21 protein-coding genes are annotated in these 22,757 nt (G+C 65.8%); 6 read left to right on the plus strand and 15 right to left on the minus strand.

Going from position 1 to position 22,757, the window contains the following annotated elements; genetic code table 11:
• The first annotated feature begins 62 nt into the window (after nt 1-62).
• On the plus strand, nt 63-1,598 hold the full coding sequence (locus tag AB0N05_RS28370) for an MFS transporter (protein ID WP_364699312.1): 1,536 nt from the start codon (nt 63-65) through the stop codon (nt 1,596-1,598).
• A 73-nt stretch (nt 1,599-1,671) separates the two neighbouring features.
• On the opposite strand, the gene AB0N05_RS28375 is transcribed toward AB0N05_RS28370, so the two are convergent.
• From AB0N05_RS28375 to AB0N05_RS28385, 3 genes are all read right to left on the minus strand, one after another.
• Nucleotides 1,672-1,866 (minus strand): hypothetical protein, encoded by a 195-nt coding sequence (locus AB0N05_RS28375; protein WP_364699314.1) that lies wholly within the window; start codon nt 1,864-1,866, stop codon nt 1,672-1,674.
• 78 nt (nt 1,867-1,944) lie between these two features.
• Nucleotides 1,945-2,970: a phosphotransferase family protein gene (locus AB0N05_RS28380; RefSeq protein WP_364699316.1), complete on the minus strand. Its 1,026-nt coding sequence runs from the start codon at nt 2,968-2,970 to the stop codon at nt 1,945-1,947.
• Nucleotides 2,971-2,972: 2 nt separating this feature from the next.
• Nucleotides 2,973-4,088 carry a hypothetical protein gene (locus AB0N05_RS28385; RefSeq protein ID WP_364699319.1) on the minus strand — a complete coding sequence of 372 codons (1,116 nt, stop codon included), beginning with the start codon at nt 4,086-4,088 and terminating at the stop codon, nt 2,973-2,975.
• 125 nt (nt 4,089-4,213) lie between these two features.
• On the opposite strand from AB0N05_RS28385, the gene AB0N05_RS28390 reads away from it, so the two are divergent.
• On the plus strand, nt 4,214-4,822 hold the full coding sequence (locus AB0N05_RS28390) for a TetR/AcrR family transcriptional regulator (protein WP_364699321.1): 609 nt from the start codon (nt 4,214-4,216) through the stop codon (nt 4,820-4,822).
• A 637-nt stretch (nt 4,823-5,459) separates the two neighbouring features.
• The gene (locus AB0N05_RS28395; protein WP_364699323.1) at nt 5,460-7,058 is read left to right on the plus strand and encodes a PKD domain-containing protein; all 1,599 of its coding nucleotides are present in this window, start codon (nt 5,460-5,462) and stop codon (nt 7,056-7,058) included.
• 150 nt (nt 7,059-7,208) lie between these two features.
• On the opposite strand, the gene AB0N05_RS28400 is transcribed toward AB0N05_RS28395, so the two are convergent.
• Nucleotides 7,209-8,843, minus strand: coding sequence for a GMC family oxidoreductase N-terminal domain-containing protein (locus tag AB0N05_RS28400; RefSeq protein WP_364699325.1), 1,635 nt, complete (start codon nt 8,841-8,843; stop codon nt 7,209-7,211).
• A gap of 294 nt (nt 8,844-9,137) precedes the next feature.
• Between AB0N05_RS28400 and AB0N05_RS28405 the strand changes: the two genes are divergently transcribed.
• Together AB0N05_RS28405 and AB0N05_RS28410 are read left to right on the plus strand one after the other, a co-directional pair.
• Nucleotides 9,138-10,367 (plus strand): cytochrome P450, encoded by a 1,230-nt coding sequence (locus AB0N05_RS28405; RefSeq protein ID WP_364699327.1) that lies wholly within the window; start codon nt 9,138-9,140, stop codon nt 10,365-10,367.
• Nucleotides 10,368-10,406: 39 nt separating this feature from the next.
• Nucleotides 10,407-10,895 carry a glutathione peroxidase gene (locus tag AB0N05_RS28410; RefSeq protein WP_364699329.1) on the plus strand — a complete coding sequence of 163 codons (489 nt, stop codon included), beginning with the start codon at nt 10,407-10,409 and terminating at the stop codon, nt 10,893-10,895.
• Nucleotides 10,896-10,899: 4 nt separating this feature from the next.
• On the opposite strand, the gene AB0N05_RS28415 is transcribed toward AB0N05_RS28410, so the two are convergent.
• Complete coding sequence (locus AB0N05_RS28415) at nt 10,900-12,258, minus strand: cytochrome P450 (RefSeq protein WP_364699331.1); 1,359 nt, start codon at nt 12,256-12,258, stop codon at nt 10,900-10,902.
• A gap of 121 nt (nt 12,259-12,379) precedes the next feature.
• Nucleotides 12,380-12,943, minus strand: a complete 564-nt coding sequence (locus tag AB0N05_RS28420) for a TetR family transcriptional regulator (protein ID WP_364700070.1) — start codon at nt 12,941-12,943, stop codon at nt 12,380-12,382.
• Nucleotides 12,944-13,061: 118 nt separating this feature from the next.
• Between AB0N05_RS28420 and AB0N05_RS28425 the strand changes: the two genes are divergently transcribed.
• The gene (locus AB0N05_RS28425) at nt 13,062-13,715 is read left to right on the plus strand and encodes a class I SAM-dependent methyltransferase (protein ID WP_364699333.1); all 654 of its coding nucleotides are present in this window, start codon (nt 13,062-13,064) and stop codon (nt 13,713-13,715) included.
• A 79-nt stretch (nt 13,716-13,794) separates the two neighbouring features.
• On the opposite strand, the gene AB0N05_RS28430 is transcribed toward AB0N05_RS28425, so the two are convergent.
• The 9 genes from AB0N05_RS28430 to AB0N05_RS28470 form a co-directional block, all read right to left on the minus strand.
• Nucleotides 13,795-14,817, minus strand: coding sequence for a prenyltransferase (locus AB0N05_RS28430; RefSeq protein ID WP_364699335.1), 1,023 nt, complete (start codon nt 14,815-14,817; stop codon nt 13,795-13,797).
• Nucleotides 14,804-15,535 carry a class I SAM-dependent methyltransferase gene (locus AB0N05_RS28435; RefSeq protein WP_364699337.1) on the minus strand — a complete coding sequence of 244 codons (732 nt, stop codon included), beginning with the start codon at nt 15,533-15,535 and terminating at the stop codon, nt 14,804-14,806. The genes AB0N05_RS28430 and AB0N05_RS28435 overlap by 14 nt, the downstream gene beginning before the upstream one ends.
• The gene (locus tag AB0N05_RS28440; RefSeq protein WP_364699339.1) at nt 15,529-16,782 is read right to left on the minus strand and encodes a glycosyltransferase family 4 protein; all 1,254 of its coding nucleotides are present in this window, start codon (nt 16,780-16,782) and stop codon (nt 15,529-15,531) included. The genes AB0N05_RS28435 and AB0N05_RS28440 overlap by 7 nt, the downstream gene beginning before the upstream one ends.
• Before the next feature lie 70 nt (nt 16,783-16,852).
• On the minus strand, nt 16,853-17,710 hold the full coding sequence (locus tag AB0N05_RS28445; protein WP_364699341.1) for an LLM class F420-dependent oxidoreductase: 858 nt from the start codon (nt 17,708-17,710) through the stop codon (nt 16,853-16,855).
• A gap of 27 nt (nt 17,711-17,737) precedes the next feature.
• Complete coding sequence (locus tag AB0N05_RS28450; protein WP_364699344.1) at nt 17,738-19,210, minus strand: FAD-dependent oxidoreductase; 1,473 nt, start codon at nt 19,208-19,210, stop codon at nt 17,738-17,740.
• Between the two features lie 42 nt (nt 19,211-19,252).
• Nucleotides 19,253-19,621 (minus strand): carboxymuconolactone decarboxylase family protein, encoded by a 369-nt coding sequence (locus AB0N05_RS28455; protein WP_364699346.1) that lies wholly within the window; start codon nt 19,619-19,621, stop codon nt 19,253-19,255.
• Nucleotides 19,618-20,502: an NAD(P)-dependent oxidoreductase gene (locus AB0N05_RS28460; protein WP_364699348.1), complete on the minus strand. Its 885-nt coding sequence runs from the start codon at nt 20,500-20,502 to the stop codon at nt 19,618-19,620. Before AB0N05_RS28460 ends, AB0N05_RS28455 begins: the two co-directional genes overlap by 4 nt.
• A complete protein-coding gene (locus AB0N05_RS28465; RefSeq protein WP_364699350.1) occupies nt 20,499-21,251 on the minus strand; it encodes an SDR family oxidoreductase in 753 nt (250 codons plus the stop codon). Before AB0N05_RS28465 ends, AB0N05_RS28460 begins: the two co-directional genes overlap by 4 nt.
• Nucleotides 21,252-21,262: 11 nt before the next feature.
• Entirely contained in the window at nt 21,263-22,732 is a 1,470-nt protein-coding gene (locus tag AB0N05_RS28470; protein WP_364699352.1) for an aldehyde dehydrogenase, read from the minus strand.
• Between the last annotated feature and the right edge of the window lie 25 nt (nt 22,733-22,757).

Below are 22,757 nucleotides of genomic sequence, written 5' to 3' on the forward strand. Positions count from 1 at the left end.
TGACCGTACAGTGTTCGACAACACCGCACAGTGTGCGGAGAGATCTTCCGAAGGGGATTGAAATGAGTAAGACCGACAACACCGCGGCGGTGGATTCACCAGTGGCCGAGCGCAATCCGAAGCGCTGGTGGATCCTGATCGTGCTCTGCCTGAGCTCGCTGGTCCTGGTCATCGACAATATGGTCCTGAATGTGGCGATCCCGCAGATCTCCACCGAGCTGAACGCCACCTCGCAGGACATCCAGTGGGTGATCGACGCCTACATCCTGGTGTTCGCCGGTCTGCTGCTCACCTCGGGCAGTCTCTCGGACCGGTTCGGCCGCAGGCTGGTGATGATCGTGGGCCTGGCGCTCTTCGGCGCGGCCTCACTACTCGCGGCCTATGCGAGCAATCCGGAAATGCTGATCGCGGGTCGCGTGGTCATGGGCATCGGCGGCGCGCTGATCATGCCGTCCACGCTGTCCATCCTGATCACCGTGTTCGATGAGCAGGAGCGTCCGAAGGCGATCGCCTCGTGGAGCGCGGTGGCCATGATCGGTATGGTCGGCGGCCCGATCGTCGGCGGCGTCATGCTCAACCACTTCTGGTGGGGTTCGGTGTTCCTGCTGAACGTGCCGATCGCGATCGTCGCCATCCTGGCCGCCATGGCACTCATGCCGGAATCCAAGGGCCCGTGGACCAAGCCGGATCTGCTGGGCATGGTGCTGTCCATCGTGGGCACCACTGCCGCCGTCTGGACCATCATCGAATTCCCGCATGCCGGTATCTCCGGCACCTGGCCGGGTCTGGTCGTGGCCATTGCAGGCGTCGCCGCTTTCATTGCTCGTGAGCTGACCGCCGAACACCCGATGGTTCCCATGCACCTGTTCCGCAACAAGGTGTTCACCGCCTCCAGCTTCTCCCTGGTGCTGGTCACCTTCGCCAATGCCGGTCTGATGCTGGTGCTCACCCAGTACCTGCAGTTCGTGCTGGACTACTCGCCGATCAAGACCGCGGTGGCCTTCACCCCGATGGCCTTGTCCGCCTTGGTGTTCAATATGGTCGGCGCGGGCCTTACTCAGAAGCTGGGCGTCCGTTCGGTCGCCGTGGTCGGCCTGCTCATCCTGGCCGCCGGATCCGCGGTGCTGGCCGTCATGCAGGTGGATTCCCCGTTCTGGCTGCCCGCCGTGGCCATGGCTCTGGTCGGTGCCGGTGCGGGTCTGGCCATGCCGGCGGCGATCGGTGCGCTCATGGGTGCGGTCCCGCCGGAGCAGGCCGGTGTCGGTTCGGCGCTGAACGACACCATTCAGCAGACCGGTGGCGCGCTGGGTGTGGCCGTGCTGGGCGCGATCCTGGCGAGCACCTACAAGAACGGCATGCCGGAGGACGCCCCCGAGGCCATCCGCGAGAACGTCACCTCGGCCATCGCCAGCGGCAATGACGCCCTGGCGAACGCGGCACGGGAGGCCTTCACCTCGGCCATGCAGACCACCTTCTGGGCGAGCGGGGCCGCGGTGCTGATCGCCTCGGTGGTCGCCTTCTTCCTGATGAAGGGCGCGCACGCCGCCACCGGCGAGGAGGCCCCGGCCGTGGAGGCCGAGCTGGTCGACACCCCGTAAGCAGCCGAAAAGCACTCCGGCCCCTGGCATTTCGCCAGGGGCCGGAGTCGCGTCCGCTTTATGCGCCGCCGCGTTACGCGCCGGACTTCTCGCCCGCCTTCAGGCCGACCGCGACCATCGTGACGACCACGCCGACCAGCCCGAGCCCGATGCCGAACACCGGCTGCATATCGTCGGCCCAGGACAGGATGACGAAATGCATGTTGGCCTTCTCGAGCAGCAGTGAGCCGAAGCCGAGGACCATGAGCCAGATGCCGAGACGAATCATTCGAAGAACCCCCCACGTATTACTGAATAATGCCGCGACAGCATATCCATACGCGGGAAGGTTCGCATCTCGGTTATTTCACTCGAGCAGTTGTTCGATTCGGGTGGTGCAGAAGCCGGTGATGTTCATTTCCGGCGGGAGCTGAACCCGGTTGGCCATGCGCAGGAGTGGCACCGAGAGCAGCGCGGCAGCGAATATCTCGTGGTAGCGGAGATTACGGACGGGGCGGCCCGTGAGTTTCTCGTAGTACTCGATGGTTTCCGCCCGGGACGGTGTGCCCGGCAGCGGTTCGTGGCCTTCGAACTCACTGCTGGCCCAGTCCAGGAAAAGCAGCCACGCCAGGTCGGCCTCGCCGTCGCCCAGGTGGGCGATCTCCCAATCGAGCACGCCGCTCACCCGGAAGTCGCCGTCGTACAGGATGTTCGACATGCGGGCGTCGCCCCAGCACAGCGAGACGCGGTCCGGTTCGTAGGCATTGTCCCGTAGGTAGGTGATCGCCCGCCGATACGTTGCAGGTTGATCGCCATCGCACGCCCAGGTCAAGGCCGCGTCCAGATAGTTCACCGCCTGCGCGATGATTCCGGCGCCGTGCTGGGGCATGGCGAGGAAATCCAGTCGCAGCGCCCGCCAGTCCAATTCGTGAATGGCGGCAATGGTGTCGACGCAGCCCCACCACATGCGCGCCCGCTGTTCCGGGTTGGCCTCGAAGTAATTGCCCGCCACATGATAGGACGGGTAATCGCCGGGGGCTTCGCCGGTCAGTCGATTCATGACGAAATACGGTGTCCCGAGCGTGGAATCGTCGCGGTCCAGCCAGGCCACGGTGGGTACCGGAATGGGGGTCTCGGCCAGCCGCTGCATGACCAGCACCTGGCGCAGCAGGTCGTAGTCGGGGAACAGTGACATCTCCGGTGGCCGCCGGAAGACCAGCGGCAGGGTGCCGTACTCATCCTCGACCTCGAACAGGTAGGTCTCGGTGGCGAATCCGCGTGTGGTGCGGGCGAAGTCGCGCACCCGCGCCGTGCCGGAGCCCGGAAGGCGCTGGCGGAGCACCGGTTCCAGCGCCTCGCCCAGCTGCTCGGCGGGCAGTCGTGTGGCGCTCACGCTCAGAATCCCTCGTAGCCGTACCGCGCATTGCGGCCCAGGAACACCATCTCGACCAGTCCGTACCCGACCTTGCCCGCATGCTCTATGCGGCAGAAGGTTTCGCTCAGCATGCTGGCCTGGCGCAGATCCTGGGTGTCGGTGAGATCGGCGGTGAAGCCGTCGCTCCACGATTCGCCCTTCCACAGGCCCGACGCGTAGCCCCGATAGTTGTCGTAACCTGCGATGCCGGGCCAGAAGTCGGACACCGGGGTGATGGTGAACTCGCGCGACTTGCCATCCGCGCCCTGCACGGTGAACGTCCCGCCCTTGACGATCCGGAAGTCGTCCCGGAATTGCAGGTCGTGATCGGCGGAGACGATCGGAATTGGTTGCGCGCCCGAGTCGATGGGCGGGATGACGGTGCCCTCGAAGTGCCAGCGCTGCCCGTCGGCGGTCTCGCGCTGCGCGAAATGCACCAGCTCGTCGTCGAATTCGAAGATGCCCATGTAGTAGAGCACGCCCTCGGGAATCTCATTGGGCTGCAGGCCATCTCCCTCCGAAAGGCTGCCTCCACCTCCGCCGTGCCGGGTGCCCCAGGAGTGGTCGCGCCCGAACCACCAGGTGTCCGGGTCGATATCGATGCGCTTGCCCTCGACCTCGATCCAGCCGGAGACGCGGCCGTTCTGGTAGTACCGGCGGGCATCCTCGCGCACGCGCCCGCGGGTGCGGAAGAACGCGGGTTCCTGTTCGTAGGCGGGGAATTCGCCTTCGAAGTCGAGTTGCAGGCGGATGCCGTGCTCATTGTCGTCGAGGGTGGCGCGGACCTTGCGCAGCGGTTCGATGATCTCGTACTTGTAGGGCCCGACCTCCCAGCTGCCGAGTCCGTCGTACCTCCCGCCGATCTCCCGGGACATGCGCACCACATGCGCCACCTTCCCGTCGATGGTGATCATGGCGTACGCGTCCATCACATTCCGGTTGGGGTAGCGCGCCATGCCGGTCATCACGCTCACCGACCCGGTGGTGTCGAAGCCGTAGAGCACGACGCGTTCGGTCCAGCGCAGATCGCTCTGCAGGACATGGTCGAAGGTGGTGGGGAGCTGGTGGACTAGGAGTTCGTCCTGGGGAGTCAGCATCGACGGGTACCTCTCGGAGCGCACGGCCATCAGGCCGTAATTCGAATACGGGCCGTAGCGTATTTGAAAACTGGGCGCGCGATACCCTGAATCCGAAAATTCCCTCGAGGCGATGGAGAGCACCCGTGAGCGCACCCGCAGGCGCCCGCACCGGCCCCGGTCGGCCGCGTGACCCGCAACTGGATGCCCAGGTGCTGGCCGCCACTCAGGAACTGCTGGTCAGCGACGGCTACCAGGCCACGACGATCGCCGCGGTGGCCCGTCGGGCGGGCGTGGTCACCACCTCGATCTATCGCCGCTGGCCGGGCAAGCGGGCCCTGGTGGAGGATGCGGTCCTGGCCCTGGACACCGAGAATCACCCGGTCCCCACCGGGGATCTGCGGGCGGACCTGCTGGCGTGGACGCGCCTGTTCCTGGCCGTGGCCGCGCATCCGGCGGCCCGCTCGGCCATTCCGGGTCTGCTCTCGGAGTATCACGACGACCAGGACAGCTATCGCCGCCTACTGGATCGCGGCGAGCAGCCCACCAAGGAGGCATTGCGGGAGCTGCTGTCCGGTGCGGCCGCTGCGGGGCAGGCGGCGGTGGATTGCGATGCCGACGCCGTCTTCGAACTGCTGCGCGGCGCGACATTGATCCGCGCGCTCACGCACGGCACCGAGGATGCGGAGGGCTACTGCCGCCGGATCGCGGATGCCCTGGTCGCGGTGGCGGTCACGCCCGCCTCACTGCAATAGGCCGAACCAGTAGACCAGGCAGGCCAGTATGAAGACGACCACGGTATCCATCGTCTCTCCCAATCTCCTTGGCGCTCTTGCCTTCCATCATGCTCGCACCCTGAGACACCTGCCACGAATTCGGGCGAACAAGATCGCTGACCGGTAGCCTGGGTAACGAAGAACCCGCCGGACCTGACACCCCTCGTAGACAGGTTCGGCGGGTTTTTCGCAGGCCTGCCGCCCCCTTCGCGACAGGTCGGCTCTGTATTTATGAACCGTCCGGTTGGTTTGCTGGGATGAAGCGCGACCCGACACCCCTCGTGGACGGGTCGTGCTCCAGCTCCTGCCACTCGGCGGGTGGTCTGTTTCGGTGGTGACACAACAATGCGCGGCCGCCCTTGGCACGGCCTTAACAAGATCTTGTATTCTTGAAAACCGCTGATGGCGGTGGATTTTCATGATCGCGTGGACGAATCGTTCAGAGCGGTAACCACACTCGGACGCGCATGTCCGACAAGTCGCATTCGTCCCTCTATGTCCGGCGAAACGCCGGTAGAACGGACTAAATTCGGCCAATTCGGCGAGCCTGGCGGGCAGTACGCGACAGCCCTTCACGATGTCTGCTGTCAAGTAGCGGAACTCCCAGGAGGAGCATGTGAAGTTGTGGCGATCCCCTCGGCGCGGGGCGGCCCTGCTGCCCGCGCTGGCGGGTGCGATGGCGGTGGCCGGGCCGGTCCCGGCCCACGCCGATCCGATACCCGAGAATCCCATGATCATCGATGTCAGCACCCCCGCCGACGGTGCCTGCGACGGCCCGCTCCGCGGCACCACGGCGGTGTACTACCCACCGGGCGTCCCGCAGCACGCCGATGTGGAATGGCGGATCCTGGCCGGGGAGCAGCCGATTCGCTCCGGAATAGCTCCGGTCAATGCGGATGTGGTGTTGATCGGCTTCGACCTACGCGGGGATGAGCTACCCCCGGACGGACTACTACGCGTCGACGCGCGCGTGCGCAAGGCGGGCGGTGAACCGGGCGAGTACGGCAAACCCTGGAACTTCCGGGTCTCCCGCGATTGCCGTCCCCTGCATGTGGTTTCGATCGGCGACTCGGTCATGTGGGGCCAGGGCCTCGACCACGATCGCAAGTTCGCCCATCTCACCGCGGAAGCCCTCGGCAGACAAACGGGTCGCAAAACCCAAGTGCACGACTACTCCGTCTCCGGTGCGGCCCTCGACGCCCCCGATCTGCATCCCGGCAATGACGATTCGCTCTGTGCCGACAGCGAGGACGATCCCACCCCCGATGCCTTCTGTCAGCTCGAGCAGGCCGGAACCGATGCCCTCGGCGACGGCTATCAGGTGGACCTGGTGCTGCTCGACGGTTGCATCAATGACCTGGACCCGCTCTTCGGCATCCCCGTCGGCGTCACGCCCGGCAGCCAGGACCTGACGGCGGCGGTGCGCCGCGAATGTGGCGGCGTGGGAGCGGATTCCGTCAATCCGGCGGCGAATGTCCCCTACTTCAGCGGCGCCAAACTCGGCTACGGCGGGCGCGGTATGCAATCCGCCATCGCCAAGGCCCATGACCTGCCTGGCAGTCCGAAAGTGTTGGTGGCGAACTACTTCTACGGCTACGAGACCGAGAATATGCCATCCACCTTGGTGCAGCGCTGGTCGGAATTCGTCCGCACCTCCGCCGAGGTGTTCCGGCAGGCGGCGGCCTCGGCCAATATCGTTGCGGGCGAGCAGTACGCGGCCGCGGCCGACGGCCTGTTCTCCCAGGGTGGCCTGCCTGCCGAGGCGGAACTGTGGATGAATCCGCTCGGCAATGAGGCGGCCGCACTGCGCCTGCTGGCCTGTCCGGAATTGGCCGAGCTGCCGCCGCAGTGCCGCAGCACCGCCGCGGCCGGACATCCGGATGTGGAGGGCGCGCGCCGCTATGCCGACGCCTTCCTGATGAATCCGCGTGTGCGCCAATGGTTCGGCGGCAGCGGCCCGGACGGTGCGGGCTTCACCGTCTCCCGCACCACCGCCCCGGCCGGGATCGCCGTGAATTTCGATGCGGCGCAGGCGGGCGGCGCGATTCGGCAGTACGAGTGGTACTTCGGCGATGGCGAGCACGAGGTCACCACCGAACCGGCGGTGTCGCACGCCTATGTCGACAAGGGCCCCAATCTGCCGCGCCTGGTCGTCACCGATATGACGGGCCGCAGAAGTCTCTATGAGCTCGACCGCCCGATCGTGGTCAGCTGAGCCAGTCGAGCTAGCCGAGTCATCTGAGTCATCTGAGTCATCCGACAGGAGAAGGGGTTTCGGGGAGCATGCCTGCCCTCCGAAACCCCTTCGAGCGGTACCCGAGCAACCAGGGAAGTGTCAGCGCTCAGATACCGCGGTCTGCCACGGCTACACGTCGATGAACTCGGCGCACTTCTCGCCGATCAGGTAGCTCGGCGCATTGGTATTGCCGCCGGTGATGCTCGGCATGATGGAGGCGTCGGCGACGCGCAGCCCCTCGATGCCGCGCACCTTCAGCGTCGGATCGACCACGGCCCGCTCGTCCACGCCCATGCGGCAGGTGCCGACCGGGTGGTAGATCGAATGCACGCGATTGGGCAGCTCGGCGCGCAGCGCGGCCTCGTCCTGCAGGGCGGGTCCGGGGGCCAGCTCCTCGGTCCAGTCGCCCTTGATGCTGTTGTGCGCCATGATCTCCCGGATCATGCGAATGCCCTCGACCAGGAATTCGGTATCGCGCGGATCGCTCAGGTAGCCCGGGTCGATGAGCGGTGAGGCGTACGGATCGTTGGATGCCAGCTTCAGTTCGCCGCGGCTCTTCGGGTAGATGAGGCTCGGGAAGATGGTGAAGCCGGGGCGGCGATCGACCAGGTGCAGCTTGTCCTCGTCCTGGTTGGGGATCGGGTAGCTCCACGGCAGGGTGTGGATCTGCATGTCCGGGTAGTCGCCCTCGGCGAACTTGGTCTTCACGAAGCCACACGCCTCGAAGACGGTGCGGCCCATCCAGGAGCTGCCCGGGCGGCGCAGTTCCTGCAGGATGCCGGACGCGAAGTGGGTCGGAATGCCGCGGTGGACAGCCTTTTTGGAGATGAAGGTCATCGGCACGAACAGGTGGTCGTGCAGGTTCTGCCCGACGGGCAGGTCGGCGTGCACGCTGACGCCGAGTTCCTTCAGATGCGCGGCCGGGCCGATGCCGGACAGCATGAGCAGCTGCGGCGAGCCGATGACACCGCCGGAGACGATGACTTCCTTGGCGGCGCGGACGATTCGGTGGGTGCCGTTCTTCTCGGCGATCTCGACGCCGGTGGCGCGGCCCTTCTCGATGACGACCCGGGTGGCGTGCACGTGGGTCAGCACGGTCAGGTTGGCGTTCGGCCGGTCGGTGATGAACCCGCGCGAGGAGCTGTAGCGCAGGCCGTTCTTGACGCTCTGCTGGAAGATCGAGATGCCTTCCTGCGATTCGCCGTTGTAGTCCTCGATGATGGGCGCGCCGAGGGTCTCGGACGCGGCGATCATGAATTCCTGCGCGATCGGCGTCAGGTCCTGCTGCCGGGTGACCTCGATCGGGCCGCCCGCGCCGCGCACCGCGCTCGCGCCGTCCTGCCAGTTCTCGAGCCGCTTGTAGGCGGGCAGGACGTCGTCGTAGGACCAGCCCGTATTGCCTTCGGCGGCCCAGGAATCGAAGTTGGCGCGATTGCCGCGGACGTAGAGCATGCCGTTGACCGAGCTGGATCCGCCGAGCACCTTGCCGCGCGTCATGGGGATCTCGCGGTCATTGGCGTGCTTCTGCGGGATGGAGAACTGCTTCCAGGTCACACGCTTCTTCAGCTGCGGGACCGTGTGCACCATGCTGATCGCCCCGGGCATGGTGACGAGGCGGGTGTTGTCCCTGCGCCCGGCCTCCAACAGGATCACGCTGGCGCCGCGCTCGGCGAGTCGGCCGGCGATTACCGCACCGGCGCTACCAGCGCCGACCACGACGTAATCGGCTTCGGTGGCGGCGTCCGCGGAGCGCGGAGAAGTCATGTCGATACCTCATCCTCGAGTGTGCCTTCGATCACTGTAGAACAAGTTCTAGTCTGCGCACACACCCGACATTGTGTCCAGTCACAAGATCGACTTCAAGAGGGGTTTATGCCCCTGTTCAGGGGCACTTGAACATGAAGAACACGTTTCAGAACCGGTGCTGCTGGGTAGCTGGCCCGGTGAAGGTGGGATCGGTCCGCGGAAACCCCTGTCCGGCCACCCTCCGGCATGGTTCAATCGACATGAAACACGTTCCAGTTTCGTGATCATAGCGGCGTTGCCCTAGGAGGAACAGTGTCTGTTCCGTCGTTTCCGGCCGGATTCGATTTCACCGATCCCGCCCTCTGGGCCGAGCGAAGTCCGGTCGAGGAATTCGCCGCGCTGCGCCGCACCGCACCGGTCTGGTGGAATGCGCAAACCCCCGAACAAGCCGCACCGATGGCCGACGGCGGCTATTGGGTGATCAGTCGGCACGAGGACGTCAAGGAGATATCCCGGCGATCGGATATCTGGTCCTCGCATCGCAAGGGTTCCATCATCCGGATGAAGGCCGACGCCACTCCGGAACAGATGGAACTTTCCAAAGAGGCGCTCCTGGTGAATATGGATCCGCCCAAGCACACCAAGGTGCGCCGGATCGTGTCGAGAGGGTTCACCCCGCGTGCGGTGGAGGGGTTGCGACAGAAACTCACCGAACGCGCGGCCAAGATCGTCCGCGAGGCAAGGGAAAGCGGCGGAGGCGATTTCGTCGAACAGGTCGCCAGCGAACTCCCGCTGCAAGCCATCGCCGAACTGCTCGGCGTGCCGCAGGACGATCGGCACAAATTGTTCGCCTGGTCCAATGCGCTGCTCAACTACGACGATCCCGAGTACGGCGACTCCATGACCGCCAATGCCGAGCTGCTCGGATACGCCTACAACATGGCCGAACAGCGCCGGGCCAACCCGGCCGGAGACATCGTCAGCCAGTTGGTGACGGCCGATATCGACGGCGAGGCACTGGGTTCCGACGAATTCGGATTCTTCGTCATCCTGCTCTCGGTGGCGGGCAATGAAACCACCCGCAATGCGATCACACACGGCATGAAAGCCTTTGTGGACAACCCGGATCAGTGGGAGCTCTACCGCGACAAGCGACCGCGCACCGCACCCGATGAAATCGTGCGCTGGGCGACGCCGGTCTCGGTATTCCAGCGAACCGCCATGTGCGATACCGAAATCGGCGGACAGGCGATTCGCGAGGGCGACCGAGTCGGGCTGTTCTACAGCTCCGCCAACTTCGACGAGGAGGTATTCGGCAACCCCTTCGAGTTCGATGTGGAGCGGGATCCGAATCCGCATGTCGGCTTCGGCGGCACCGGCAATCACTTCTGCATCGGCGCGAATCTGGCGCGGCTGGAAATCGACCTCATGTTCAATGCGATCGCCGAGGCCATGCCGACGCTCACCGAGCTCGCGCCGCCGCAGCGACTGCGTTCGGGATGGATCAATGGGATCAAGCACTGGCCGGTCAAGTACGGGTGAACAGGTGCCAGTCTCGAACTCGTTCTAGAATTCGTTACTGTGACGAACATTCGCGAAATTCCGCTGCGCACCCTGTCCGATAAGCCCACCACCCTGGCCGAGCTGGCCGGCGACAAGGTCGTGCTGGTGGTCAATGTCGCCTCCAAGTGCGGCCTGACCCCGCAGTACTCCGGCCTGGTCGAACTCCAGCAGACCTACGGGCCGCAGGGCTTCAGCGTGGTCGGCGTGCCGTGTAACCAGTTCATGGGCCAGGAGCCCGGCACCGCCGAGGAGATCGCCGAATTCTGCTCGACCACCTATGGCGTGGACTTCCCGCTGCTGGAGAAGGTCGAGGTGAACGGTGACGGCCGTGCCCCGCTGTACCAGGAGCTGACCCAGGTCGCCGATGCCGAGGGCGCGGCCGGGGACATCCAGTGGAACTTCGAGAAGTTCCTGATCGGCCGCGACGGTGCGGTGCTGGGCCGCTTCCGGCCGCGCACCGAGCCGAAGGACGCCACCGTCATCGCCGCCATCGAAGGCGCTCTGTAAGAAGTCAGGACGGCCGTGCGCGCCTGCGATAACGCACCGCGCACGGCTGCTCCAGCTGCACCACCATCTTGGAATGGTCATTGCGGTAGCTGTCGGATGGCTGTGCGAGTTCGAACTCCCAGTCGCGCAGCAGGATCGAGAAGATCGCCTTCAACTGCATGAGCGCGAAGGCCGCGCCGACACAGCGATGACGGCCCGCGCCGAAGGGGATCCAGGTCCAGCGATTGGCCAGGTCGGCCTGATTGGGATCCAGATACCGGGTCGGATCGAAGCGATCCGGGTCGGGGAAGTCCTGCGGAAGACGGTTGGAGACGGCCGGTGTCGCGGCGACCAGGTCGCCGGGGGCGATCCGATGCCCGCAGACCTCGAATTCCTCACGGGCGACGCGCATCAGAATGATCAGCGGCGGATGCATGCGCAGCACTTCCTTGAGCACCGCTTCCAACTCCGGAATCTGGCGCAGCGCATGGAAACTCACGTCGGCTCCGTCGGCGTACAGGGCGTCGAGTTCGGTGACGACCCGCTGCAGTACTTCCGGATTCCGGAGTAGTTCGATGATCGTCCAGGCGGCCGTGCCCGAGGTGGTGTGGTGGCCCGCGAACATCATGGAGATGAAGATCCCGGTGATCTCGCTGGCCGAGAACCGGGGGCGACCCTGCTCGTCCAGTACCGATACCAGTACATCGAGCATGTCCCGATCATCTTTGCCCGTAGGCGGATTCGCGAGCCGCCCGGCCATGATGTGGCGGACCAGCTTCACCAGTTGCCAGCGTGCCTCGTCGCGGCGGCGGAAGCTCTCGATCGGCGCGTAGGGGTCGACGTAGCAGTAGGCGTCGGTGCCGCGCTCGAGCTCGTGATAGAGGTGCGAGAAGCGGTCGTCCAGCTCATTGCGGAACTTGGTGCCGATCAGGCAGGCCGAGGACGTGTAAATGGTGAGTTCGGCGAAGAATTCGAGGAGGTCGATCTCGCCCTCGTCGCCCCATCGGGCCAGCATGCGTTCCACTTCACCGGCGATGGTGGTGGCGTGCCCGCGCATCTGCTCCGCGCGCAGGGCGGTGTTGTGCAGCATCTCCTTGCGGCGCTCGGGCGGTGCGTCGAACACCACGCCCTCACCGAAGATGGGCTTCATGAACGGATAGGCGGCGGCCTGATCCAGCTCGTCATCGCTTGCGCGGAAGAAGAATTCATTGGCCTGCGCGCCGGTGAGCAGGATGACATCGCGGTCGGCGAGCCGGAAGGAGCCGATATCCCCGCATTCGGCGCGGACCCGCGCCATGAGGGCGATGGGATCGGTGCGGAACTCCTCGAGATGGCCGTGCTCATGCGCACCGCCGGAGACCTGCCGCGGCTGGACCAGGGTCATCGTGAACCTCCCACGCTGGAGTAGACACCTGTCTGGACGGTACTACGGGAGGCATTGCGCGGCAAGGGATTACCTAAAATCGAGAGAATTGCGCGGTGACCGGAAATCGATGCGCGAAACTTCAGCGCCGCAGGACGCTCGACGCCGATTTCTCCAGGCGATCGGCAATTTCGGTATACGACGCATAGCCCATGCCCGCCCGGACCAGTGCGCCCGCGTAGAGCAATTCGAGCGTCTCGACGATATCCATATCGACCTCCGCGCCGAGTGCGTCGATCAAGCGGCGTCGAATCTCGCTGCCGATCCGCAGCCGCAGGTGCGCCACATCCGGGTCCGTGCCCAGCAGGGCGCTGGTGACGGCACCGGCCAGCGCGGGCTCATCCGCGACCAGCAGCGCGATCTGCCGCAGCACCGCGAGCGTGCGCACAGTGCTGTCCGGCTCGTCGTTCGAAGGTGGTTCCGTGGCCGCGAGTCGACGCCAGAACATCTCCGCGACCAGGTGTTCCTTGGAGGAGAAGTAGGTATAGGCGGTGGCGGTCCCGACCCCGGCGGCGGCGGCCACCATGCGCACGGTGAGCCCCGCGAAACCCTCCCGCGAGAGCACTTCCATCGCCGCCCGGGTGAGCTTGTCGACGGTGTCCGCCTGCTTCTCGGTGAGGCGGCGGCGAGTGGCCTCCATGTTCACCACCGACCGGGAAGAAAGGGAATCAGACACGTGTCCGGATGCTACTATCAGTCGGCTCGCCGGGCAACTCGCGTATGCGTAATGCGTATGAATGCGTGCGCCCCAGAAAGGTTTTCGTATGCCGCAGGCCGATACTCCCGTCGAATCCAGCGAATTGTTCGCACTCGCCGAACAGGTCACCGGTTTCATGCCGCCGGAAGAAGGCCGCGCCCTCTACGACGCCGCCCGCGACTACGCAGGCGACGGCATCATCCTGGAAATCGGCACCTACTGCGGCAAGTCCGCCGTCTACCTCGGCGCGGCCGCCAAGGAAACCGGCGCAACCGTCTACACGGTCGACCACCACTCCGGTTCCGAAGAGCACCAGCCCGGCTGGGAGTACCACGACACCACCCTCGTGGATCCGGAGACCGGCGTCTTCGACACGGTAACCGCCTTCCGCCGCACCATGGTTCGCGCCGGACTCACCGAAACGGTCGTGGCCATCATCGGCTCCTCGACCGCCGCCGCCCGCATCTGGCGCACCCCGATCCGCCTGCTCTTCATCGACGGCGGCCACACCGAGGAAGCCGCCCAGCGCGACTACGACAACTGGGTGCACTGGATATCGGGCGGCGGCCTCCTGGCCATCCACGACGTCTTCCCCAACCCGGCGGACGGCGGCCAAGCCCCCTACAACATCTACCGCCGTGCCCTCGACAGCGGAAAATTCCGCGAACTCTCGGTCACCGGCTCCCTACGTATCCTCCAGCGCACCGCCGCCTGCAACTAACGCCGCCGCGCCAGCCGCGGATTGACCGAGATGCCCGGTCATCGGTGCACTCTCAGCTCCACCCACGGCGGCAGCATAACTAGCGGAGACTGTCGCGGAAGATCCCATTTGCGAGGGTTGTTCGCGAGAGGGCATCGGCGGCGAGGATCACCGCGCCCGCGGTCCAGGTGGTTCGTTCCTCCGGCCAGCGCTTGCCGTCGGCGAAAACCAGTCCGGTCCAGTACGAGCCGTCGGAATCTCGTAGGTGCTGCATATCGGCGAAGAGTTGCAAGGCGCGGTCGGTGTCACCGAGAGTGTCGAGGGCCAGGACCAGTTCGCAGGTTTCCGCACCGGTGACCCAGGGGGCGTCGGAGACGCAGCGGATGCCCAGGCCGGGCATGACGAATTCGTCCCAGTGGGCGCGGATTCGCTGGTGCGCCACCTCGCCTCGGAGGACGCCGCCGAGGATCGGGTAGTACCAGTCCATCGAGTAGCGACTCTTGTCCAAGAAGGCTTCGGGGTGTTCGCGCAGGGCATTGCCGAGCCGTAGAACGGCTGTCTCCCAAGCGGGTTGGGGGTCGCCGAGTTCGGTGGCGAGAGACAGGGCGCAGTGCAGGCTGTGGAAGATGCTGGAGCAGCCCGTGAGGAGGGCTTCGCCGGAGGAGCCTTCGTCATTTCGGGACCAGTGGATCTCGCCGTGGGGGCCGAGCTGGAGTTCCAGGACGAAGTCGATGGCGGAGCGGACCGTGGGCCACATTTCTCGGGCGAAGGTGGAATCGCCTGTGCTGGTGAGGTAGTGGCGGAGGCCGGTGGCCAGGTAAGCGCAGAAGTTGGTGTCGGCGTCGGGGTTCTCGATGGCTCCGGCGCGGAATTGCATGGGCCAGGAGCCGTCGTCACGCTGGGTTTTGGCGGACCAGATGTAGGCGGTACGGGCCTCGTCCCAGAATCCCGCGGCGGTCAGGGCCATGGCGGATTCGATGTGGTCCCACGGGTCGGTGTGGCCGCCGGTGAACCAGGGGAGCGCGCCGTCGGGTTCCTGGGTGGCGGCAATGGATTCGGCGGTTCGCTGGATGTCCAGGGCATTGAGGATGCCGGGAACGGCGGGTAGGTCAGCGCCGGGCACTGCGCACCGCCGGTTTGGCGAAGTAAAGGGCGACGCTTTTGCCGATGACAGGGTCGAGGAGGCGTTCGGTGGTGCGGGTGAGGACGGGGGCGGACATCATGTCCCACACCAGCATTCGGTGGTATGCGGTGACCAGTGGATTCTTATCGTTGGAGACGCCTACGGCGCACTTCAGCCACCAGTACGGGGAGTGCAGGGCGTGGGCGTGGGTGTGCCGGATGAAGCGCACGTCACGGGCGGTGATCTTCCGTCGCAGGTCGTCGGCGCGGTAGATGCGCACGTGCCCGCCCTCATTGGCGTGGTACTCGTCGGACAATGCCCAGCAGATGCGTTCGGGCAGCCAGCGGGGCACCGTGACGGCCAGCGCGCCACCGGGTTTCAATACTCGAACCAGTTCGGCAATGGCCTGGTCGTCCTGCGGGATATGTTCCAGGATCTCGGAGGCGATCACCACATCGAACTCGCCGTCGCCATAGGGCAGGTCGAGGGCATCGCCGCGCACTGTTTCCGCCTTGGCGTACGCGGGCGCCTCGCCAACTTCGGCCATGGCTTTGAACATCGAGTCGACATCGGCCAGGTCGGATTCGTTCTGGTCGAATGCCACGATGTCCGCGCCGCGCCGGTATGCCTCGAAGGAATGGCGTCCCGCACCACAGCCGACGTCGATGACGCGCTTACCGGGGCCTACGCCCAAGCGGTCGAAGTCGACGGTCAGCATGTGGTCTCCTGCTTGCGGTCGGCCTGAGGAGGATGACGGGCGATGGCTTGTTCGTAGACCGAGACTGTGTGTGCGCCAACGGCTTCCCAGCTGAATACCTCGAGCGCGCGGCGGCGGCCCGCCGCACTCATGCGGCGCAGTCGGTCAGGGGAGTCCAGGAGGTCGCCGAGCACTCGGGTCAGTTCGTCCGCATTGCCGGGCTGCACCAGTTCCGCGCAGTCACCCACCACCTCCGGCAGTGCTCCGGCCCGGCTCGCGACGAGTGGCGTACCACTGGCCATGGCCTCGACGGCGGGCAATGAAAAGCCTTCGTACAGGGAAGGAATGCAGGCGATTTCGGCGGAGGCCAGCAGCCGGGCGAGTTGCTCATCGCCGAGTCCGCCCTCGGCGGTGACGATATCGGTGAGGCCGAGTTCGGCGATCAGCTTCTCGGTCGGGCCGTTTGGCTCCAGCTTGGCGACCAGGCGGAGTTCCAGGTCGTGGGTATGACGCAGCTGGGCAATGGCTTTCAGCAGATGGGCTATGCCTTTGAGTGGTTTGTCGGCGCTGGCGACCGCGACAATACGGCCGCGTACCCGGGGTTCCGCACGGGGACGGAACAATTCGGTGTCCACGCCGAGCGGCACGGTGTGCAGCTGCTCGGGCGAGACCCCGAAGTCCTCGATAATGTCGGCGGCCGAGGAGGACGACACGGTGATCAGCTCCGGAATCTGCCGGGCCACCCGCTGCTGCATGCCGAGGAACCCGTACCAGCGTCGCACGAAGGGTTTTCGCCGCCAGGGTGCGGCGGCCAGGTCCACCGCCCGGTCGCGAGTGATCGGATGGTGGATCGTCGCCACCAGCGGCAGGTGGCGAGCGATATCCAAGAGGCCGTATCCGAGGCATTGGTTATCGTGCACGACATCGAAATCCGCTGCCCGCGACCGCAAGAGCTTTGCCGCCCGCAGGCTGAAGGTGCGGGGTTCCGGAAACCCCGCAGTCCACATGGTGCCCACCTCGAGCAGGTCGATGCCGTCGCGGATCTCGCTCGGTCGCGGCGTTCGGAACGGGTCGTCGTCCCGGTAGAGGTCGAGGCTGGGCACCTCGGTGAGCCGCACACGCGGATCGAGGTGCTCAGGGTATGGCTGGCCCGAGAACACCTCGACCTCATGCCCCAGCGCCGCCAGCCCCTGACTCAGATATCGGACGTAAACGCCCTGCCCTCCACAGTGGGTCTTACTGCGGTAGGACAGCAGAGCAATGCGCACGTCACGACCTTTCCTCGGGCGCAGCGGAACTATATGGGGGAGAGTTGTTTTCAGTGCGTAAGACGCGAGATCAGCGAGTCAGGCCGAGTGGTTCCAGCTTGCCCGCCAGCCGATCCAGGTAGGCGAGTACATCGGCTTCCGGCTTGTCCGGCAGTCCGTACAGGACGTCGGTGACGCCCGCGTCGGCCCAGCGGGCCAGCTTGTCCGGGTCGGGCTTGTAATCGAGCGCGACCACGCGGGGTGCGCCCTCGCGCCCGGCTTCCTGCCAGCACTTCATGAGCAGCGTCATGGACGCGGACACATCGGATTCATACGGCGTGGTGATCCAGCCGTCGGCCGAGCGCGCGATCCACTGGAAGGTGCGCTCCGTCCCGCCCGCGCCGATGAGCAGCGGCACATGCGACTGCACCGGCTTCGGCCACGCCCAGCTGGGTCCGAAGGACACGAAATCACCGGAGTAGCTCGCCTCCTCCTGCGTCCACAGCGCCCGCATGGCCTCCATGTATTCACGCAGCACGGTGCGCCGCTTATTGCCGGGCACGCCGTGATCGGTGAGTTCATCGGTGTTCCAGCCGAATCCGGCCCCGATGGTGACTCGGCCGCCGGACAGATGATCGAGGGTGGCAATCGTCTTGGCGAGGGTGATCGGGTCGCTCTCGGTCGGCAGCGCCACCGCCGTGGACAGTTCGATGCGTGAGGTGACGGCGGCGGCCGTGCCCAGCGCAACCCACGGGTCGAGGGTGCGCATGTACCGGTCGTCCGGCAGCGAGGCGTCACCGGTCTGCGGGTGCGCCGCTTCCCGTTTCACCGGGATGTGGGTGTGCTCGGGCACGAAGAAGGAGTGGAAGCCCCGCTCCTCGGCGGCCTTGGCGGCGGCCGCGGGCGTGATGCCGCGATCGCTGGTGAACAGGACGATGCCGAAACGCATGCGCTGCAGAACCTTTCAGTTGCCGGGTCAGTTTTGCTTGGCGGCGGCCACGCCCGCGCGGCGGCCGTAGAAGCTGCCGTCACCGAGTGAGCAGCCGCTGGCGTAGCCGCCGGTGCAGATACCTGAGGTGACGCGGCCCGCGGCGTACAGGCCCGGAATCGGCTGGCCGTCGACGTGCAGGACCCGCGAATCCAGATCGGTGCGCAGGCCGCCGAGGGTGAATCCGCCGGTGTAGCCGCGCAGGTCGTATGCGCCGAGCGGGCTGCCGATGGGCTTCACCCATTCCGGCTTCTTGTGCAGGAAGGGGTCTTCGCCGTTCTCGGCGTGCTGGTTGTACAGGTCGATGGTGGCCTGCAGCGTATTCGCGGGCAGCCCCATCTCGCTCTCCAGCTCGGCGACCGTCTCGGCCACCCAGGTGGGTGCGATCCGCAGGAACGACATGGAGGACTGGGTCTCGAACGCCTCCTCCAGCGCGTTCTCGTCGATCACCAGGTACGCCTTATTGTCCTGATCCTGCAGCACCGCCTGGCCCATCCGGCCCGGATAGGTGTCCTCGGTGATGAACCGCTGGCCGCGTCCGTTTACAAGAATGCCGCGCACTATGACCTGCGGGTCCGCGACCAGCGCGACCTCGGTGGCGTCCATATGCGCGAGATCCGCGCCCAGCGCCTGCGCCACCCGGATGCCGATGCCGTCGTGCTCCTCCACGGTCGCGGCGGGACGGCCGGAGATCTTGGGCGCGAAGCGCTCCACCATTTCGTGGTTGTAGGCGAAACTGCCGGTCGCCAGCACGAGGCCACGCTCGGCGCGCACGTGGACCGGCTTGCCGTAGCGGGTGGCGGTCACGCCGACCACCGTGCCGGTCTCGTCCACGATGAGCCGCCGCAGTCGCACGTCGTATTCGTGCCGCACGCCCAGCTTTTCGGCGGTCTGGGCGAGCGGCTCCATCAGCATGTAGCCGCCGCCCTTCTCACCCAGCTTCTTGTCCTTGGTCCAAGCGAGATGCCCGCGCGGTGCCGGATCGGCAATGGCATTGAACGGTGCGGCATTCTCGCCACCGGAGAACATCAGACCCTGATCGGCGGGCGGCTCGTAACCCGGCTCACCCCAGAACACCTCATTGAACGGAACACCCTGCGCGACAAGCCAATCAAAATGCTCGACGCTGCCCTGGCAGTAATCATGGATCTTGGCCTTGTCCACACCCGGGCCGAGCGCCGCGGTCAGGAACTTCTCCATATTCTCGGCGGTGTCCTCGAACCCGAGCTTGCGCTGCAGGGCCGTACCGCCGCCGAGGTAGATGAACCCGCCGGACATGGCGGCCGCGCCACCCCATCCGCCGGTGCGCTCGAGCACCAGCACATCCGCGCCCGCACGGGACGCTTCGATGGCGGCGCACACCCCGGCAATGCCGTATCCGACGACCACCACATCGGCCTCGAGGTCCCAGGAGGTCACCTCGCTGGCGAGTAGCGGTCGCACGGTTGCGGTTTCGGCCATTGTTCTCGGATTCCTATCTGTGCTGCGGATGTGAGTAGAGCGTTATTGCTTGTGGGACTTGCGTTCCTGCGCGATGACCTTGCCCACGACGCCGTCGAGTTTCGTACCGGCGGGCCAGCCCGCGTAGTGGCAGAGGAACAGGGCAATCTCCCGCAATTGCTCCTCGTCGAGTTCCTCATTGCGCAGGGCCGCGCCGACCTGGATTTCGGCGATATCGAAGAGCCCCTGCGCGGTGAGTGCGCCGAGCAGCAGCAGTCGGCGGTCGCGAATGGAAAGGCCTGGGCGCGACCAGATGTCGGCGAACAGGTGATCGGCGGTGACGGCGTAGTGCTCGCCGGGACCGTCCTTGAACTCCCAGCCGTACACCTCGGTCATCTTCTTCAGGCCACGCTGCCTGCGTTCGTCTGTCACTGCTGCTCCTTTGCGATTTCACCGGGGCCGACGCCCAGGCCGACCCCAAGGTCGTGCAATGCCAGCCCGGCCAGTGGAAGGTCGACCTCGAGCCGTCGCCCGAGGTCCAGGGCCAGGGCCAAGTCCTTCTCGCCCAAGTCACGGACGTGGCCGAGGATCGGATACCAGAAGTCACCGGGCTCCACCGGTGCGGTCGTATTGCGCAACATGATCGCCCCGGGACCGCCGGTATGCGAGTCGGAATGCCGAACCACCTTGCCCAACTCGGTGATATCGAGTCCGGCGGCCTCGGCGAGACGTTGCGCCTCGGCGCTCGCGGTGAAGGCGATGAAGTGAAGCAGGTTGCGGGCCAGCTTCATTCGAGTGCCCGCACCGACCTCGCCCGCGTGGACTATGAGCGAACCGAAGTGCGAGAACGGCCCGCGCACCTGCTCGAAGGCGGCGGTGCTGCCACCGACCATCACCGCCAGCCCGCCCCGCTGCGCGGCCGGAGCCCCACCGCTGATGGGTGCATCCACGAATTCCACACCGTGCTCGGCACATTCGGCCGCCAGGTCGGTGGCCGTGTGATCGGAGATGGTGGAGTGCACCGCCACCACCGTGCCCGGCTGGGCCTTCTGAAGAATGCCGTCGGGGCCGGTGATCACGGCGCGGACCTGCTCATCGTTCAGCACGACCACCGACACGACCCGGCACCGCTCGGCGACCTCCGCCGCCGTGCTCGCCGCGACAGCGCCACCGGTCACGAAGGGCTCCACGGCTTCCGCGCGCATATCGCACACCAGCAGCCCACCCGGCCATTGCAACAGCCGCTGGGCCATCGGCGCGCCCATATTGCCGAGCCCGATGAAACCTACTGAGAATTCCTGGGATTCACTCATGGCCGGAAAACTTGCCCCCCGTCGACGTTCAAGACCTGTCCCGTCACCCATTTCGCGTCATCGGACAGCAGATACAGGCAGGCCCCGACCAGATCGTCCGGCGTGCCCAGGCGTTTGATCGCCAACTGCTGCAGGAGCAGGTCGACGATATTGCCGGGCACAATGGTCCGGGTCGCCTCGGTATCGATGGGTCCGGGCGCGATGGCGTTCACGCGAATATTGGAGCCGCCCAACTCATGTGCGAGCTGCTGGGTGAGGCTATTGATGCCCGCTTTCGCGAGGCCGTAGAAACCGGAGTACATCCAGGACGCGGTGGAGGACTGGTTCACGATGGACCCGCCGCCGTTCGCCGCCATCCGCTGCCAGACCGCGCGCGTCATATTCAGCGCGCCGTCCAGGTTCACGCCCATGAACTGCTTGTAGTAATCCCACGGCACCGTGAGCAGCATGTCCAGCTTCATGGTCCCGTAGATGGCGGCATTGTTGACCAGGTGATCGATCCGGCCGAACTCGGCGATCGTGAATTCGGCCAGGGCCGTGGCGGAGACGGGATCCGCCACATCCACCTCGCAGAACACGGCGGTGCCGCCGTCCGCGGTGATCTGCTTGGCCACCTCCTCGCCGCGTTCGGTATTCAGATCGGCGACGACGACTTGCGCGCCCGCCGCGGCCAGGGCCTGGGCGTAGGCGGCCCCGATGCCCTGTGCGGCTCCGGTGACTATGGCGGCTTTATCCGTGAATCGGGCCATGACGTGCTCCTTCAGCAGCCGGTCGCAATGAGTTTGGTCTCGGTGTATTCCTCGAACCCGGCCACGCCCATCTCGCGTCCGATGCCGGACTGCTTGTAGCCGCCGAAGGGCGCATCGGCGGAATACCAGATCCCGCCGTTCACGCTGAGGGTTCCGGTGCGCACGCCCTCGGCGACGCGGCGGATACGGTCCGGATCGGTGCCCCAGATCGAGCCGGACAAGCCGTAGGGAGAGTCATTGGCGAGGCGGATGGCGTCGTCATCACCGTCGTGCGGGATGACGACCAGGACCGGCCCGAAGATTTCCTCCTGGGCGACGGTCGACGAATTCGACACTCCGGCAATCAGAGTCGGTTCGAGGAACCAGCCGGGGGAGTCGGGGCGATTACCGCCGGTGACAATGGTGCCGCCTTCGTTGCGTGCCAGTTCCAGATAGCGTTCGACGCGGGCGCGCTGGCGCTCGGAAATCAAAGGGCCGCACACGGTTCCGGGCTTGTTCGGATTGCCGGGCTTGATGTTCGCGAGCGTGCGGGCGGCGGCTTGGACGGCCTCGTCGTAGCGTTCTCGCGGCACCAGGAGCCGGGTACTGATGGCGCAACCCTGGCCCGCGTGCACGCAGACTCCGAATGCGGCATAGCTGACCGCTGCGGCGAGATCGGCGTCATCGAGAACGATGAACGCCGACTTGCCGCCGAGTTCCAGGAAGACCTTCTTCAAAGACGCTGCTGCCGAGGCCATTACCGCTCGGCCGGTCTGCGTCGATCCGGTGAACGAGATCATGTCCACGCGCGGATCGGTGACCAGTTGCGCACCCAGCGCGTGATCGTCGGACGTGACGATATTGACGACTCCGGCGGGGATATCGGTTTCCTCCGCGATGATTCGGCCCACCGCCGCCGCGCACCAAGGGGTGTCAGGGGCGGGCTTCAGAACGATCGTGGTCCCCGCCGCCAACGCCGGGCCGAGCTTGGCGAAGTTGATCTGATGCGGGAAATTCCAGGGCGTGATGGCTCCGACCACGCCGATGGGTTCGCGCCGGACCCGGCGGCTGCTCTTGATACCCATGGGCTGAGCAATACCGAGATCAGTTTCCCAGGAATAGTTTTCGGCCAGGTCGGCGAAGTAGGCGAGATCGGCCACCGGGCCCTCGAGCTGCGGTCCGCTGGTGAACATGCGAGGCGCGCCGACCTCGGCGATGGTGATTTCGCGCAGTTCTTCGATGTGGTTCTGGAGGGCGTCCTTCAACTGCCGCAGGCAGGCGGCCCGGAAACCGGGTGTCTGCGCCCAATCGGTCGAATCGAAGGCCGTGCGCGCCGCGGTGATCGCGGCGTCCATATCCCCGCCGTCCGCATTGGCCGCATACCCGATTGCCTCACCGGTTGCCGGATCCGACGTGGTGAACACGCCGTTCCCCCCGGCCAGCAGCTTGCCGCCGATCAACAGTTGGGAGCCGCCATCGGGAATGAGATTGCTCGGGCTCATCGGTAGCTCCCATGCTGTCCGGACA

The sequence above is a fragment of the Nocardia sp. NPDC051030 genome, assembly GCF_040683015.1.
Taxonomy (GTDB): Bacteria; Actinomycetota; Actinomycetes; order Mycobacteriales; family Mycobacteriaceae; genus Nocardia.